The following is a 14,644-nucleotide window of genomic DNA, read 5'->3' on the forward strand; positions in this document are numbered from 1 at the left end:
TGGAGGTGGGGACGGGATTCGAACCCGCGTATACGGCTTTGCAGGCCGCTGCCTCGCCTCTCGGCCACCCCACCGTAACCGCAGCATAAGCTTTGGCTGGCCGATCCATGAAACATCCAGGGAACAGCTTGTACAGTGACTTGCGAGCGGACGACGGGATTCGAACCCGCGACATCCACCTTGGCAAGGTGGTGCTCTAGCCAGCTGAGCTACGTCCGCATGTTGAAGAACTTAGGGGTTATTTGCCTCGGAATGCTTGCGCTTTCCGCGGCGAACCCCCGCTTTCCAACGAAGAAAAACTCTATAGGACGTTTGCGGGTTCGTCCAATCGGCCCGGGTTGCGACGCCGTTGACCTGCCGGTTTGGACTCCCGCCGGATCTGGGCTAGCATCTTTACTCGTTGGAGTGCTTCCGGGCACACCGGCTGGCAACAGCAAAAGCTGGGCGATTGGCGCAGTGGTAGCGCGCTTCGTTCACACCGAAGAGGTCACTGGTTCGAACCCAGTATCGCCCACCAGCTAAAAGGCCGTTACTTTCCCCTTCGGGAAGGTGGCGGCCTTTTTTGTGCCCGGAGCGCTTGCACTTCCGGCGTCCTGCTGCCTGCACCGGCCCGGGCAGGTCAGCACGCGGACTGTCACCGCCGGGTGGCAGACTGGAGACATGACTGAACCAGCATTGGCACACGCTACCGAATATGGACGGATGTACTCGCGGTCGCTTTCCGAACCGCCCACGGTGCCCTCCATAACTACGGTGATTGCCCAGGGCTCCACGTCCCTGGACGGCTGGCACAGCTACATGGCAGCCACCGCCGTCGTGAAGGATCCCAAGCTGAGCGCCGCCCTGGGAAACCCGTCCGCGCTGCGCAGCGTCGTCAAGGACGCATCGTCGGCGTCCGAACGCTACCGCGACGCCGCCGCGGAACGGGGAACGCGCGTCCACTTCTATGCGGAGCAGGTGGCACTGCGCGCACTGGACCGGCCGCATGAACTCGAACGTGCCCGCGAGGACCTGGCTGCCCGCGGTGAACACCAGTTCGCGGACCGGTTCGATGAATGGTGGAAGCTCTACGAAGTCCAGCCCATTGCCCCGGAGATCACCGTCTGGAATGCCGAGGTCGGTTACGCCGGCACCCTGGACCTGGTGGCCCGGATTGGCGGCCGGCTGTGCCTGATCGACTACAAAACCAAAAAAACGGACCGCGACGGACAGGTGAAGCCGCTCGATGACAAAGTGGTCATGCAGCTGGTTGCCGGGATGAAGGCCCAGGAATCCCTGGTCGACGCAGGTGCCGGGACCTGGGAACCGTGGGCCTACGGGCAGGAGCCGCTGCTGCTCGGCGTCGCCGTCGGGCAGACCGAGGTACGGCCCATGCGCGCCAACCCTGCTGTTCTGCCGCAGCACTGGTACAAGTTCTGCGCCCTGCGCCGGGTCTGGCAGACCAGCATGGACGCAGTGTCTGCGGGCCGGGCACTGCTGCCCGTGCCGCCGCCTCCGGTGGGTGCCCATGCCGCTCCGGGATCTGAGACCCCCATCCAGCCGCCAGCCGTCCCGGTGAGCGGCGGAGCCAACTAGACTGGATTCGATCCCAAGCAGCAACAGTAAGGAACGAACACCCGATGGCCATCCTCACTATCCGCACCCTCGGCGACCCGGTTCTGCGGACCCGGGCCGAAGACGTCACCGAGTTCGGGCCCGAACTGGCCAAGCTGGTAGCGGACATGGAGGAGACCATGGAGGACGTCGACGGCGCCGGGCTGGCGGCCCCGCAGGTCGGCGTCAGCCTCCGGGTTTTCACCTATCGGATTGACGGTCAGTCCGGCCACGTGGTGAACCCGGTGCTGGAACTAAGCGAGGACCGCCAGGAGGACCACCTCGAGGGCTGCCTGTCCATCCCCGGACTCGGCTACACGACACCGCGCTTCCGCTGGGCCCGCGTCACGGGGGTAGACCTGCACGGCAACCCGATCAGCATTGAGGGTGAAGGCATGCTCGCGCGCTGTTTCCAGCATGAAACCGACCACCTGAACGGTTCGCTCTATATTGACCGGCTCGAAGGCGAGGACCGCAAGGCCGCGCTGCGTGCCATCCGCCAACGCGAGTATGACGCGGTTGCCGCCCGCACCGTCAGCGAGCGGGCGCAGAGCGTGGGCTCCAGCTTCGGCTCGTTCGGCGGCGGTTCCTTCGGCGCCCGCAACAAGGCAGGGGCCTAGTCCGCGTGGCGCTTCGAGTTCTTTTTGCCGGTACCCCCTCGGTTGCCGTTCCGTCCCTGGACGCCCTCGTTCGCGCCGGGTTCGACGTCGTCGGCGTCCTGACCCGTCCCGATGCTCCGCTGGGCCGGAAGAAGGTCTTAACCCCGTCACCGGTGGCGGCCCGCGCCGAGGAACTGGGACTTCCCGTGATCCGAGCAGCCAAAGTCGACGATGAAGCCATTACCGCCATCGCCGCCCTGGCGCCCGACGTCGCCGCGATCGTGGCGTACGGCGCACTGGTTCCGGCCCGTGCCCTCACCGTCCCGAAGCACGGCTGGATCAACCTGCACTTCTCCCTGCTGCCCGCCTGGCGAGGTGCAGCTCCGGTGCAGCATGCGGTCATTGCCGGCGACGATGTCACCGGTGCCTCCACATTCCTGCTGGAGGCGGGGCTGGATACCGGTCCCGTCTACGGCACGCTGACCGAAACCGTACAGCCCGATGACACCAGCGGGGACCTGCTGGAACGCCTCTCGCATTCCGGTGCCGTGCTGCTGACCCAGACGCTCAGCGCCGTGGAATCCGGTGCCGCGGTGGCCGTACCCCAGCAGGGCGAGGTGTCTCTGGCCCCCAAGCTCACCATCGAGGATGCCCGGGTGGACTGGACCCAGCCCGCCCTGGCCATCCGCCGCCGCATCAACGGGGTCACCCCCGAGCCCGGTGCCTGGACCTCATGGGACGGTGCCCGGTTCAAGATCGGCGCCGCAGCCCTGCGCCCGGACATCACCGACCTGCGCCCCGGCCAGGTCCGCTTCAGCGGAGGCGGCAGCGCAGCCGCACTGGTGGGCACCGGCTCCCATGCCCTGGAACTGCTGCGCGTGCAGCCTGCCGGCAAGAAAATGATGCCGGGGGCCGACTGGGCCCGCGGCCTCGCCAACCGTGAGGACGTGGTCTTCGAATGACCTCCCAGCCCGAAAAGAAACGCAACGAAAAGGGCCACGAACGCCGCCGCGCCGCCGTGAAAACCCGCACCGCCGTTGCTCCCGGCCAGCGCACCCGCGCGGCCGATCCCGCCCGCCTGGTGGCGTTCGAGGTGCTCCGCGCCGTCTCCGGCGAGGACGCGTACGCCAACCTGGTGCTGCCCAAGAGCATCCGCAAACACCGGCTGGATAAGCGCGACGCCGGCTTCGCCACGGAACTGGCCTACGGTGCGCTGCGCGGCCAGGGCACCTATGACGCCATCCTGGCCAAGTGCGTGGACCGTCCCCTGGAGCGTCTGGACCCGGCGGTGCTGGATGCGCTGCGGATCGGTGCGCACCAGCTGCTGGCCATGCGCGTGCCCGCCCACGCGGCCCTGGACCAGACCGTGGGCCTGGCCCGCGCCGTCATCGGGGCCGGACCCTCGGCGCTGATCAATGCAGTGCTGCGCAAGGTTTCGGCCCGCAGCCTGGAGGACTGGGTGGAGATCCTCACCGCCGGGGAAACCGATGCGGTGAAGCGTGCCGCCATTGAGCACAGCCATCCCGAATGGATTGTCCGCGCACTGCGGCAGTCCCTGGTGGCCCACGGCCGCAGTGTCGAGGAAATCACCGACCTGCTCCGCGCCGACAACGACGCACCCGTGGTGAACCTGGTGGCGCTGCCCGGTCTGGGTGATCTGGACGAAGCCAGGAAAGCCGGTGCAACCGACGGTGAACTGGTGAAGGATTCCGCACTGTTCGCGGCCGGCGACGTCGGCCGGCTGGACTCCGTGCGCGCCGGCACCACCCGGGTGCAGGACGCCGGTTCGCAGCTGGTGGCCCGTGCCCTGGCTGAAGTGGAGCTGGACGGGTCCTCCATCGATGAGGACGGCGTGGAAAAGTGGCTGGACATGTGCGCCGGTCCCGGCGGGAAGGCCACGCTCCTGGCCGCACTGGCCCATGAGCAGGGCGCCGTGCTGCTGGCCAACGAGCCGGCTCCGCACCGGGCCCAGCTGGTCCGCCAAGCCCTGGACGCGGTCCCCGGGGAAACCTGGAACGTTCGCACCGGCGACGGACGCACCATTGCCGAGGACTATCCGGAGACCTTTGACCGGATCCTCGTGGACGCCCCCTGTACCGGCCTTGGCGCCCTGCGCCGCCGCCCCGAATCGCGCTGGCGCCGCCAGCCCGGCGACGTCGGCGATCTGGGCATCCTGCAGCGCGAACTGCTGACCACCGCCGTTGACGCCGTAAAGCCCGGCGGCGTGGTGGCGTACGTGACGTGCTCGCCGCACCCTGCCGAGACCACCGCCGTCGTCGCCGACGTGCTGCGCAAGCGCAACGACCTGGAGCTGCTGGATGCCGGTGCGGCACTGGATGCGGCCAGCCTGCCCGGTGCGCTGGAGGCCGGACACGAGTCCACCGCCCAGCTGTGGCCGCACATCCACTCCACCGACGCCATGTTCCTGGCGCTCATCCGCCGCAAGATCTGATCCGCCCAACCCACGGAGACCCAAGTGAGCAAGTGCTGCATCAACCCGAGCATCCTCTCGGCAGATTTCGTCAACCTTGAAGCCGAACTGGAGCGGATCAGCGCTGCCGACGCGGTGCACGTAGACGTTATGGACAACCACTTTGTGCCCAACCTGACCATCGGGCTGCCCGTAGTGGAGCGGATCCAGCAGGTCTCCCAGCTGCCGCTGGATGCGCACCTGATGATTTCCGACGCCGACCGGTGGGCTCCGCTCTACGCCGAGGCGGGCCTGGCTTCGGTCACCTTCCATGTGGAGGCCGCGACGGCGCCGATCAAGCTGGCGCGTGACCTGCGGGACCGCGGTGCCAAGGCCGGTATGGCGCTGCGCCCTGCCACTCCGGTGGAGCCGTACCTGGACATGCTCTCCGAGCTGGACATGCTGCTGATCATGACGGTGGAGCCGGGCTTCGGCGGACAGAAGTTCCTGGACGTGACGCTGCCCAAGATCCGCCGGGCCGCCGAAGCGGTCCGCGGGTCCGGGCTGCCGCTGGCCATCCAGGTGGACGGCGGAATTTCTGCCGAGACCATTGAACGGGCCGCGGAAGCCGGCGCGAACGTCTTTGTGGCCGGGTCCGCGGTTTACGGATCGGGTGATCCTAATGACGCTATACGTAAACTCCGCGCGTCCGCGGAAGCGGCTGTGCAAGAATAGTTCCTAACAAACGTGCTCCGGGGTCGGTGTAATTCCGAACCGGCGGTTATAGTCCGCGACCCGCACTGCTGATCCGAGAACCTCGGGGAAGCGGTTCGGTTGAATCGGTGAAATTCCGATACCGACAGTTAAAGTCTGGATGGGAGAAGCACGTGCAGTTTGTTGTTCCGCCGGCTTTGCCAACCCTGCCGCGGGTCCCTTAACCGGGAATCCGCCGGGGTTTCACCGGGTCCCTTAAGGACCCCTGGCTGCCGGCGACGCACCCACTGCCGTACGCCTGTCGTACCCCGCCCCGGAGCAGCAGCTTAGGGATAAAGGACGACATGGATTTTCTGCGGTGGCTCTTTGACGCACAGCTACCGGTGGGCTCAAGCTCGCTGCTGGTGCGCGAACTTCTCGGCAACATCTTCGGACTGCTCAGCGCCCTCGGCGGTATGCGCCGCAAGGTCTGGGCCTGGCCTGTGGGCATCCTGGGCAACTTGCTTTTGCTGACCGTTTTCCTCGGGTCCATCTTCGGCTCGGCCGACACTGCCACCCTGCTGGGCCAGGCCGGACGCCAGATCATGTTCATTGCAGTGTCCATCTACGGCTGGCGGCGCTGGCAGCAGAGCAAAACCAACGGCGACGCCGCCGTGACACCGCAGTGGGCGACCGGCCGGCAGCGGATCGGCCTGGTCACGGTGATGCTGCTGGGCACCGTGGCACTGACCCCGGTCTTCGCCCGGCTGGGGTCCTACGAACCCGTGTGGGCCGACGCCTGGACCTTCGTTGGCTCGCTGCTTGCCACGTACGGCATGGCCAAGGGCTGGGTGGAATTCTGGCTGATCTGGGTGGCCGTGGACATTGTCGGCGTCCCGCTGCTCTTCAGCGCCGGCTACTACGCCACCGCCTTTATGTACCTCTTCTACGGCTGCTTCACCCTCGCCGGGTTCTTTGTCTGGTGGAAGGCGAAGAAGAATGAAAAACCGCAGGTGGAAGTCCTAATGCCGGACATCCGGACCCGCTGAGCATGCCTGCTGATCCCTTCACCCCGGGTGAAGTCTCCGCGATGGACAGGGCACTGGACCTAGCTGCCAGAGGAGTGCGGGGCGCGAACCCGCTGGTCGGCGCGGTGATTCTCGACGCCGACGGCGCGACCCTCGCCACCGGGTATCACCGCGGCGCCGGCACACCGCATGCCGAAGCCGATGCCCTCGCCAACGCCCGCGCAGCCGGCGCGGACGTCACCGGCGCCACCATGGTGGTGACCCTGGAACCGTGCAACCACACCGGCCGTACCGGACCCTGCTCCCAGGCGATCATCAACGCCGGGCTGGGCCGGGTGGTGTTTGCCGTAGGAGATCCCAACGATGCCGCTGCCGGAGGAGCCGCAGCCCTGCAGGCCGCAGGAATCGATGTGGCCTCAGGACTGGGTGCCGGGCCGGCAGCAGAGCTGAACGCCCGCTGGACCGCGGCCACGGCGGAACGCCGCCCCTTTATCACGCTGAAGCTGGCCTCCAGCCTGGACGGCCGGATTGCCGCGGAGGACGGCAGCAGCCAATGGATCACCGGCCCCGAGGCGCGCCGGGACGGGCAGCGGCTCCGCGCCCGGGTGGACGCCATCCTGGCAGGCACCGGCACGGTCATCGCAGACAACCCGCGTCTGACCGCCCGGGACGCAGACGGCGGTGAGTCCCGGCGGCAGCCGCTGCGCGTCGTCGTCGGACGCCGCCAGGTTCCTGAGGATGCTGCGGTACGCGGCAGCGACGGACGATTCCTGCAGCTGGCCGGGCATGATCCGGCCGGTGTCGCCGCCGACCTGTACGGCCGCGGCGTGCGGCACGTGCTGGTGGAAGGCGGCGCCACCGTGGCCGGCGCTTTCCTGCAGGCCGGGCTGGTGGACGAACTGGTGGTGTACACCGCTCCGCTGCTACTCGGTGCGGGCACCGGCTCCGTGGCCGGCCTCGGTGTCCACACACTGGCTGACGCTTCACGCTGGCGGTGGGATCACGCCGCAGGCGGTGCCACCGCAATGGTCGGGGATGACCTGCGGCTGCGGCTGGAACCGGAACCGGCTTTGATACGAAACAACGCAAAGGACGCATGAATGTTTACCGGCATAGTTGCTGAACAGGGCAGCGTGGTTTCCCTGGCACCGAACACTGACGGCGACGGCGCCGTCCTGGTGATCACCGCCCCCGAAACCGGCAGGGGACTGGAGCCGGGCGGCTCGATTGCCGTCAACGGAGTCTGCCTCACCGCCACCGACATCCGCGACGGAGCGGTCAGCGTGGACGTTATGGGTGAAACCCTCACCCGCACCACGACCGGCGACCTGGCGCCCGGTGCCACAGTCAACCTGGAACGTTGCGTCCCTGCCGGCGGGCGGCTGGACGGTCATGTGGTCCAGGGCCATGTGGACGGTGTCGGACGGTTGCTCGAACGCGAAAACCTGGGCAGCTGGGACCGGCTGCGGTTCGGTGTCCCTGCCGAGCTGGCGAAGTACATTGCCGAGAAAGGGTCCATCGCCGTGGACGGCGTGTCCCTGACCGTCACCGCTGTCAGTCCCGCCGGTGCGGAGGAGCAGTGGTTCGAGGTGGGCCTGATTCCCACCACACTGGCGGAAACGGGTTTGGGGAAACTGCGGGCCGGGGGACGGGTGAACCTGGAAGTGGATGTGTTGGCCAAGTACGCCGAACGCCTGCTGTCCTTCGCAAATCCCCGCAAACCGGCGCACTCTGCCGCTGAAACCGGGCACGGCATGCAGGAGACGTCATGAGCGCACCCGCCACGCACATTGTGCTGAACCCCGTGACTGAGGCCGTGGAAGCCATCGCTGCCGGCCGCGCCGTCGTGGTGGTGGACGATGCCGACCGCGAGAACGAAGGAGACATCATCTTCGCCGCGCAGCACGCCACTCCCGAACTGATGGGCTGGACCGTTAGGTACAGTTCCGGCGTCGTGTGCGTGCCGCTGCCCGGCAGCTATGCGGACCGGCTGGACCTGCCGCCCATGACGGTGGTGAACCAGGATGCAAAGGGCACCGCCTACACCGTCTCCTGCGATGCCGCCGAGGGCACCACTACCGGCATCAGCGCCTCCGACCGTGCCCGCACCGCCCGGGTGCTCTCGGACCCCGCCGCAACGCCCGCCCAGCTGCACCGGCCCGGACACATTTTTCCGCTGCATGCCGCCGACGGCGGTGTGCGCGAACGCCGCGGGCATACCGAAGCTGCCGTGGAACTCGCGGAGCTGGCGGGATGCACTCCGGTGGGCGTGATTGCCGAACTGGTGCACGACGACGGCGACATGATGCGCCTGCCGGCGCTGCGGGACTTCGCGGATGCCCACCGAATCCCGCTGATCTCAATTGAGGACCTGGTGCAGTACGTCCAGCTGAGGAGGGCCGGAGCATGAGTGAAGCCGTAGCCAGTCCGCCCGTCCTGCCCGGCCCCGAGGTCCATCTGCCCACCGCGTTCGGGGACTTCACCGCCACCGCGTGGACGGACACGCGTACCGGCGTCGAGCACATGACCCTCTCCGCACCCGGGACCGAAACTGAACGCGCCGGCACTCTGGGCGAGGGTGCACCGCTGGTCCGGCTGCATTCGGAATGCCTCACCGGAGACGTCTTTGGCTCCTACCGTTGCGACTGTGGTGAACAGCTGGAACAGGCCATGGAACTGATTGCACTGTACGGCGGAACCATCGTGTACCTGCGCGGCCAGGAAGGCCGCGGAATCGGCCTGGCCAACAAGCTGCGGGCCTACGCCTTGCAGGAAGCCGGTGCGGACACGGTAGAGGCGAACGAGCAGCTCGGCCTGCCGGTGGATGCCCGCGATTACCAGGCAGCCGCTGACATCCTGCACCAGTTGGGCCTGCACCGGATCCGGCTGCTGACCAACAACCCGGCCAAGCAGGACTGGATGCGTCGTTTTGATATTGAGGTGGAGGCCATGGTGCCTTCCGAAGTGCCCATCCGTGCCGAGAACGAGCGGTACCTGCAGACCAAGCGGGACCGGATGGACCATCACCTGACCCTGCTGCGCACCAAGCCCGTGCAGCAAAGCTGAACCACTTTCCCCTAACTAAGGAGCATCATCACATGAGCGGACACGGCGCACCCGCCTCTGACCTCAGCGGCATCCGGCTGGCCGGGGTACCGGTAAAGCTGGCCATTGTGGCTGCCAGCTGGCATACCGAAATCATGGACGGGCTTATTGCCGGCGCCCTGCGTGCTGCCGAGGAGGCCGGGTTGCGGCCGAAGCTGATCCGGGTTCCCGGCAGCTTCGAGCTTCCTGTTGCCGCTGCCCGGCTGGCACCGCACTACGATGCGGTGGTGGCTCTCGGCGTCGTCATCCGGGGCGGGACCCCGCACTTTGATTACGTCTGCTCGGCGGCGACCACCGGCCTGACCGATGTCAGCGTGTCCACCGGAACGCCTGTAGGTTTTGGAGTGCTGACCTGCGACACGGAGCAGCAGGGTTTGGACCGTGCCGGGCTGCCGGGCTCGTCCGAGGACAAGGGCTATGAGGCAACGGCGGCGGCGGTGCTGACCGTGGCCGAGCTGCGCGGCGCCGGGGTGTAAACCATGAGCGGGATTACCGTCAGGCCGTTGGCCGGCAGCGATGTGGCTGACGCGCTGGAGATTCTTGTGGACGTTTTTGTAGCCGATCCCAGCTGGCAGCGTGTGTTCCGTGGCCGACGGATCCGTCCGGCGCTGACGCGGTACTACCGGCGCTGTCTCCAGGACCTGGTTCCGGCTGGCAACGCCGACGGCGCCTGGGATGCCGGGCGGTTGGTGGGAGTGGCGTTGTGGTATCCGCCGGGGCAGCGTCCCGGCGGGCTGATCGGCCGGATCACCCGGTTGTTTTCCCGTCGTCAGCGGGAGCATCTTCGTGGCTGGCTTCTGGAAGGTATTGCGGTGGCTCCGGACGGGCGGGGACAGGGAACCGGAGGAAAACTGCTTACGCACCGGTTGGCCGGTTGCACTGATGTGGTCCATCTTGAGGCGACTACCGGGGCCAGCGCCCGGCTGTATGCCCGGTTCGGTTTTGTTGCCGAGCCGGGGCAAGGCGAAGGGGACCACGGGCGGGATCGCGGGCGGGACCGGGTGCGGGACCGCGGGCGGGATCGCGTGGGTGACCGGGTGCGGGACCGCGGACGGGATCGCGTGCGGGATCGCGTGGGTGACCGCGGCGCAGAGCATGGGGGAGTGCCCGGGGCAGAATACACGGGGGACCTCTGGATGACGCGGCTTCCTGCGGCACCGTAACGGCGGGCGAGGCTGCGACCTCTGGATGACGCGGCTTCCTGCGGCACCGTAACGGCGGGCGAGGCTGCGACCTCTGGATGACGCGGCTTCCTGCGGCACCGTAACGGCGCACCTGCGAGACTGGTTCTTCACGCATCATGTCTTCTCCAGGCCCCACAAGGTTGGAGCGCTCCGGAGCTATGCGGCCCCGTTGCTGTCGGGCTGCGGAGCCGAGCCTCTCCGTGGAAGCCGTGGGTCGGGATGCCGTGCATCAGGAAAGGGGAAATACCATCGGCGCAATGGATGACATGCTCGGGCCTAAAGAGGTTACGGAGCTGTACAACGTACTGAGTGCTGCAGCTGCGGGTAATGTGCCGGGGGCCGACCTTGGCTCTGTCCTTGCAACGCGTGACCGGTTGGATCCCTTATCGCTTCGCGGCCGGACTGACCTGGTTGCCGGAGCCCTGGTCCGGGCCCTGGGTTCATATTCGGCGGCTGCTTCAGTATTTCGTGCGGCTCTGGCCGACCCGGCGTTCAAGGGGTGGGCGCTCTGGCCGGTTACTGAGGCTGCTGTGACTTTAGCGCTGGAATCCGGCGGTGAGGCTGAGTTTGATGACGCTCTGGCCCTGCTGGCGGAGCTGACACCTCGGCTGACCAGCGAATTCGCTATTCGGCGCCTGCTCCAGGCCAGGCCGGACCGCGCGCTGGCGATCATCCAGGAGTGGACCTGGCATCCGGATCAGCACGTTCGAAGGTTGGCGAGCGAGGGGACCAGGCCATATCTGCCCTGGGCCGTTCGGGTGCCGCAGCTAATGGGCCGGCCGGAAGCTACGCTGCCGATTCTTGATGCCTTGCACAATGACCCCGAGGACTACGTTCGCCGCTCGGTGGCCAACCATGCCAACGATCTGGCGCGGCATGCTCCCGACATGGTGCTTGCGAAGGCAGGGCAGTGGCAGCAGACAGGTACTCCGGAAAGCACATGGGTGGTACGGCATGCTCTGCGGACGCTGGTGAAAAAGGGCAATCCCGGGGCACTGGCGCTGATGGGTTTCGCTCCGGCGCAGGTCAGCGTCACGGACCTGCATGCCGAGGGCGGGATGCTCACGCTTCCTGCGAAGCTGGCGTTCGGATTCCTTCTCACCAATATGGGAGATGCTCCGGTGAAGTTGGCGGTGGATTATGCCGTGCACTTTGTGAAGGCTCGGGGGTCCACTGCGGAGAAAGTCTTCAAGCTGGCCACCGTGGAACTGGCACCGGGGGAGTCGCGGAAACTCTCCGGCAGGCACGCCTTCCGGCAGATGACCACGAGGCGGCACTATGCGGGGTTGCATGCTTTGGAGTTGCAGATCAACGGTGTCCGGCACGGGCGGCTGGAGTTTGAGGTCCGTGTCTAAAGCCCGAGGCGAATGAGAGGGCGGGGTCTCTTGCAGGGAACAGCGTTATTGGAACGAGCCGCAGCACGGACCGAGGAGTTGCCGGGTGCCGGACTGGTGCATCCCTTCGGGCCGGACTGGGAAGTGTTCAAGGTTCGGGGAAAGGTCTTTATGCTGCTTACGGAAACCACCGGAACCCCGATGGTGATCCTGAAAGCGGCGCCCGATGATGGGCGGACACTCCAAGAGGCCTATGAGCACGTCACGCCCGGCTACCACATGAATAAGAAGCACTGGATCACGCTGACTCCGGGAAGGGACATCGATGCAGGTTTGGTGGATGATCTGGTGACGGAGTCCTACCTGTTGGTTGTCGAAAAGCTGCCCAGAGACATCCGGCCTGTAGACCCGGGGCGGTTCGGCAAATAGCAGCCGGCGGGTCGGCGCGTGGGGGCTACTGATTCGTCAATTGCTGGAAGAGCGGTATGGTGTCCAGCCCGAATGAGGACTGCGAATGAGGTGTTGAACGGGCTGGTGTCCTTCGGGACGAACCTCGTCAGAACGGGGGTACCTCTTCCGGTCCGGGGACGGAGCGTGCGTTTGGATCCGCGTCCGCCAGTTCCAGGAAGGGCTCGGTCCGGTAGACCCGGCCGGTGGGCGAGGTCCATTCCAACACCCCCGGCGAAGGTTGGCAGGCCTTCCAATAACCCAGGGTCTTGAACCGGTGATGTCTCCGGCACAGGTGAGCCAGGTTCGAATGATCGGTGTTCCCGCCCTTGGCCCAGTCTTTGGTGTGGTCAATCTCGGTCACCCCGGTACTGACCCGGCATCCCGGGAACCGGCAGGTCCCGTCCCGTGCCCGTAACCAGCGGGCGAGCCCGGCGGGGACTTTCCGGCGCCTGCCCACACCCAGGATCTCTCCGGTGTGCGGATCCCGGACAAGTCCGGTCCAGCGGGTCGCGTTGCGGGCCAGCCGCCGGGCGGCTTCGGCACTGATGGGCCCGTAACCGTGGAGTTCGGCGGGTTCCTCGTTAGCACCGAAGAGGGTTTCAGCGCTGATCAGCACCATGATCTCGGCGCGCGGGATGCTGCCAATATCGTCCGGATCGGTGTGTTCCCCGGTTACATCACCACCGCCGGCTTTGCCTGCGTGGCCTCCACCGTCGGGCCTGCCCGCGCGCTGGTTGCGGGCTGATCCCAGGCCGCCCATCAGGAGCTGGGCGAGGATGTCCGCACGCAACTGGTCCCTGCCCCGCGGGTCACCGGCCGTCTGTTCTCCCTGGGCGGAGGTGCTCAGGGCGGTGTAGATCTGCTGGGCGTCCGGTGCCGGCAAAAGGGCTGATAGCCAGGACATACCGTCCTCAACCGGATCGAGGGTGACCTTCCGTTTCTCGAACGCGCTTTGGTGCCGTGCGGGAATGGTTTGCGGATACTGTTTCTCCCGCAGTCTGCGGGCTTTGGCGGAGAACTGTGCCCGGGTCTGACCTTCGGCAGCGGCCAGCAGGTCCGCTTCAAGTTCCGGCAGGTCAGCGGCAGGAACGTTCTCGCACTGGTCCAGCAGGACCTGCGTATGCGGGTAGCTGAGCGTGCCTTCCTCCAGAGCGGTGAGGGTCGCGGCGTGCGGACCGCAGAGGCTGCCGGCCTCGTCCATCAGCCGTTGTGCCGTCATTTGCGGGATTCTTAGGATGGCCGCGCACTCGGTGGAAGCGAGGCTGAACGCCATGCCCGGTTCCAGCCGGCCGGTGGCGTCATGGTAGCTGTCCCGGAAGACCTCCTGCATGCGGTTCATCAGCCTGGCCTGCTGCGCCTGCGCCCACGCAATCAAATGTGCCATTCGGCCCAGAGCTTCGCCCGTCGTTACTTCGTCAAAGGACTCAAGATTCGCCAATGCCAGGATTCCGGTAAAACCGTCCGGATAACCGTTGCCTGAGCATTCCGCATTGCCGGGGGCGCCTGCGGGACTGGTGGAAGCAGAGGCACTGGCTGTACGCGTGGAACTTGCAGCGGGCATGGCATCCGCAGACCCCTCGACAGATTCACCAGCCCGATCGGCACGATATACCGCGAGACTGGTCGGGGCCATGGCAGACGGTTTCGAAGGCGCATCCGGACCGCCGGCTGCCCCTTCCCGTGGAAGGTCTTCGCCGGCCGGTATTCCGGTTCCGCACCCGGTATTCCCGTCCTGATCCATGCTTTCAGCATTTCATCCGGCACTGACATTTCAGAGCCAAAAACAGGCGCAAAACGGCACCCCGTAAAACTCGAAATACCCGTCTTTTGGGGCCAAACTACCTATCCGCGCTAGCCCCTGAAGCATGTTCCAGCAGCATGTCCCTGCAGCGCGGAAAAGAGGGTCGTTCCCGCCCACTGGATTGAGAGGCCCGCGCCCGAAAGCGCTGACCGGCAGACTGTCACCGTCTTTGCACCGGCCAACCTGATTCTGATGAGGGCTACTTCTCCTCTGTCGAGGCCTCCGAGGCCGGCACATCCGAAGCAGGGGCCTCCGAAACCAACGATTTCCGAGCCGATGCTCCCGAAGTCGAGGCGTCCGAGCCCGACAATTCCCGTCCCGGGCCCTCCCGATCCGCGTTCCCACCCGCGCCCCCGCCGTCGCTCCCGCTCTTCCCGCAGAGAGTGCCACCTCCTGGTGGGAAATTGTCGCTGCGCTGGGCCCCCTGGCTGTTCTGCTCGCCGGTGC

At 66.5% G+C, this 14,644-nt stretch carries 15 protein-coding genes, 3 tRNA genes and 1 riboswitch; of the genes, 15 read left to right on the forward strand and 3 right to left on the reverse strand.

Translation table 11 applies throughout. The features are described 5' to 3' along the window. Both AC5RVB_RS14975 and AC5RVB_RS14980 read right to left on the reverse strand, forming a co-directional pair. Window positions 1-74, reverse strand: a tRNA-Cys gene (locus tag AC5RVB_RS14975). Between the two features lie 71 nt (window positions 75-145). Beyond that, window positions 146-219, reverse strand: a tRNA-Gly gene (locus AC5RVB_RS14980). 223 nt (window positions 220-442) lie between these two features. On the opposite strand from AC5RVB_RS14980, the gene AC5RVB_RS14985 reads away from it, so the two are divergent. The 15 genes from AC5RVB_RS14985 (at window position 443) to AC5RVB_RS15055 (ending at window position 12,375) form a co-directional block, all read left to right on the forward strand. Continuing rightward, window positions 443-517 (forward strand) — tRNA-Val (locus AC5RVB_RS14985). A 143-nt stretch (window positions 518-660) separates the two neighbouring features. Next, window positions 661-1,575, forward strand: a complete 915-nt coding sequence (locus tag AC5RVB_RS14990) for a PD-(D/E)XK nuclease family protein (RefSeq protein ID WP_227902130.1) — start codon at window positions 661-663, stop codon at window positions 1,573-1,575. A 44-nt stretch (window positions 1,576-1,619) separates the two neighbouring features. After that, window positions 1,620-2,213 (forward strand): peptide deformylase, encoded by a 594-nt coding sequence (def, locus tag AC5RVB_RS14995; RefSeq protein ID WP_227902129.1) that lies wholly within the window; start codon window positions 1,620-1,622, stop codon window positions 2,211-2,213. Window positions 2,214-2,218: 5 nt separating this feature from the next. Beyond that, window positions 2,219-3,154: a methionyl-tRNA formyltransferase gene (gene fmt, locus AC5RVB_RS15000; protein WP_227902128.1), complete on the forward strand. Its 936-nt coding sequence runs from the start codon at window positions 2,219-2,221 to the stop codon at window positions 3,152-3,154. Further along, window positions 3,151-4,644 carry an RsmB/NOP family class I SAM-dependent RNA methyltransferase gene (locus tag AC5RVB_RS15005; protein ID WP_227927951.1) on the forward strand — a complete coding sequence of 498 codons (1,494 nt, stop codon included), beginning with the start codon at window positions 3,151-3,153 and terminating at the stop codon, window positions 4,642-4,644. Before fmt ends, AC5RVB_RS15005 begins: the two co-directional genes overlap by 4 nt. A gap of 24 nt (window positions 4,645-4,668) precedes the next feature. Then, on the forward strand, window positions 4,669-5,337 hold the full coding sequence (rpe, locus tag AC5RVB_RS15010; protein ID WP_227902126.1) for a ribulose-phosphate 3-epimerase: 669 nt from the start codon (window positions 4,669-4,671) through the stop codon (window positions 5,335-5,337). 9 nt (window positions 5,338-5,346) lie between these two features. Further along, window positions 5,347-5,492, forward strand: a riboswitch (FMN riboswitch). A gap of 168 nt (window positions 5,493-5,660) precedes the next feature. Beyond that, window positions 5,661-6,344, forward strand: a complete 684-nt coding sequence (gene pnuC, locus AC5RVB_RS15015) for a nicotinamide riboside transporter PnuC (RefSeq protein WP_227927949.1) — start codon at window positions 5,661-5,663, stop codon at window positions 6,342-6,344. Between the two features lie 2 nt (window positions 6,345-6,346). Next, window positions 6,347-7,423, forward strand: coding sequence for a bifunctional diaminohydroxyphosphoribosylaminopyrimidine deaminase/5-amino-6-(5-phosphoribosylamino)uracil reductase RibD (gene ribD / locus AC5RVB_RS15020; RefSeq protein WP_494143048.1), 1,077 nt, complete (start codon window positions 6,347-6,349; stop codon window positions 7,421-7,423). Then, window positions 7,424-8,095 carry a riboflavin synthase gene (locus tag AC5RVB_RS15025; RefSeq protein WP_494143049.1) on the forward strand — a complete coding sequence of 224 codons (672 nt, stop codon included), beginning with the start codon at window positions 7,424-7,426 and terminating at the stop codon, window positions 8,093-8,095. Then, window positions 8,092-8,733 (forward strand): 3,4-dihydroxy-2-butanone-4-phosphate synthase, encoded by a 642-nt coding sequence (gene ribB, locus AC5RVB_RS15030; protein ID WP_494143050.1) that lies wholly within the window; start codon window positions 8,092-8,094, stop codon window positions 8,731-8,733. The genes AC5RVB_RS15025 and ribB overlap by 4 nt, the downstream gene beginning before the upstream one ends. Continuing rightward, entirely contained in the window at window positions 8,730-9,389 is a 660-nt protein-coding gene (gene ribA / locus AC5RVB_RS15035; protein ID WP_227927945.1) for a GTP cyclohydrolase II, read from the forward strand. The genes ribB and ribA overlap by 4 nt, the downstream gene beginning before the upstream one ends. A gap of 32 nt (window positions 9,390-9,421) precedes the next feature. After that, on the forward strand, window positions 9,422-9,904 hold the full coding sequence (gene ribH / locus AC5RVB_RS15040; protein ID WP_494143051.1) for a 6,7-dimethyl-8-ribityllumazine synthase: 483 nt from the start codon (window positions 9,422-9,424) through the stop codon (window positions 9,902-9,904). Between the two features lie 3 nt (window positions 9,905-9,907). After that, on the forward strand, window positions 9,908-10,591 hold the full coding sequence (locus AC5RVB_RS15045; RefSeq protein WP_494143052.1) for a GNAT family N-acetyltransferase: 684 nt from the start codon (window positions 9,908-9,910) through the stop codon (window positions 10,589-10,591). Window positions 10,592-10,869: 278 nt separating this feature from the next. After that, window positions 10,870-11,967: a DNA alkylation repair protein gene (locus AC5RVB_RS15050; RefSeq protein ID WP_494143053.1), complete on the forward strand. Its 1,098-nt coding sequence runs from the start codon at window positions 10,870-10,872 to the stop codon at window positions 11,965-11,967. Window positions 11,968-12,015: 48 nt separating this feature from the next. Next, window positions 12,016-12,375 (forward strand): MmcQ/YjbR family DNA-binding protein, encoded by a 360-nt coding sequence (locus AC5RVB_RS15055; RefSeq protein WP_423724593.1) that lies wholly within the window; start codon window positions 12,016-12,018, stop codon window positions 12,373-12,375. A gap of 127 nt (window positions 12,376-12,502) precedes the next feature. Here the strand turns inward: AC5RVB_RS15055 and AC5RVB_RS15060 are convergent, their stop codons facing one another. Continuing rightward, window positions 12,503-13,957, reverse strand: coding sequence for an HNH endonuclease signature motif containing protein (locus tag AC5RVB_RS15060; RefSeq protein WP_494143054.1), 1,455 nt, complete (start codon window positions 13,955-13,957; stop codon window positions 12,503-12,505). Window positions 13,958-14,644 lie beyond the last annotated feature (687 nt).

Source organism: Arthrobacter sp. Y3225209, assembly GCF_059090685.1.

What these genes read in the sequence shown, in the direction of transcription:
- AC5RVB_RS14990 (WP_227902130.1), top strand. Translation starts at nt 661, where the DNA reads ATGACTGAACCAGCATTGGCACACGCTACCGAATATGGACGGATGTAC.
- def (WP_227902129.1), top strand. Translation starts at nt 1,620, where the DNA reads ATGGCCATCCTCACTATCCGCACCCTCGGCGACCCGGTTCTGCGGACC.
- AC5RVB_RS15005 (WP_227927951.1), top strand. Translation starts at nt 3,151, where the DNA reads ATGACCTCCCAGCCCGAAAAGAAACGCAACGAAAAGGGCCACGAACGC.
- pnuC (WP_227927949.1), top strand. Translation starts at nt 5,661, where the DNA reads ATGGATTTTCTGCGGTGGCTCTTTGACGCACAGCTACCGGTGGGCTCA.
- ribD (WP_494143048.1), top strand. Translation starts at nt 6,347, where the DNA reads ATGCCTGCTGATCCCTTCACCCCGGGTGAAGTCTCCGCGATGGACAGG.
- AC5RVB_RS15025 (WP_494143049.1), top strand. Translation starts at nt 7,424, where the DNA reads ATGTTTACCGGCATAGTTGCTGAACAGGGCAGCGTGGTTTCCCTGGCA.
- ribB (WP_494143050.1), top strand. Translation starts at nt 8,092, where the DNA reads ATGAGCGCACCCGCCACGCACATTGTGCTGAACCCCGTGACTGAGGCC.
- ribA (WP_227927945.1), top strand. Translation starts at nt 8,730, where the DNA reads ATGAGTGAAGCCGTAGCCAGTCCGCCCGTCCTGCCCGGCCCCGAGGTC.
- ribH (WP_494143051.1), top strand. Translation starts at nt 9,422, where the DNA reads ATGAGCGGACACGGCGCACCCGCCTCTGACCTCAGCGGCATCCGGCTG.
- AC5RVB_RS15045 (WP_494143052.1), top strand. Translation starts at nt 9,908, where the DNA reads ATGAGCGGGATTACCGTCAGGCCGTTGGCCGGCAGCGATGTGGCTGAC.
- AC5RVB_RS15050 (WP_494143053.1), top strand. Translation starts at nt 10,870, where the DNA reads ATGGATGACATGCTCGGGCCTAAAGAGGTTACGGAGCTGTACAACGTA.
- AC5RVB_RS15060 (WP_494143054.1), bottom strand. Translation starts at nt 13,957, where the DNA reads ATGCCCGCTGCAAGTTCCACGCGTACAGCCAGTGCCTCTGCTTCCACC.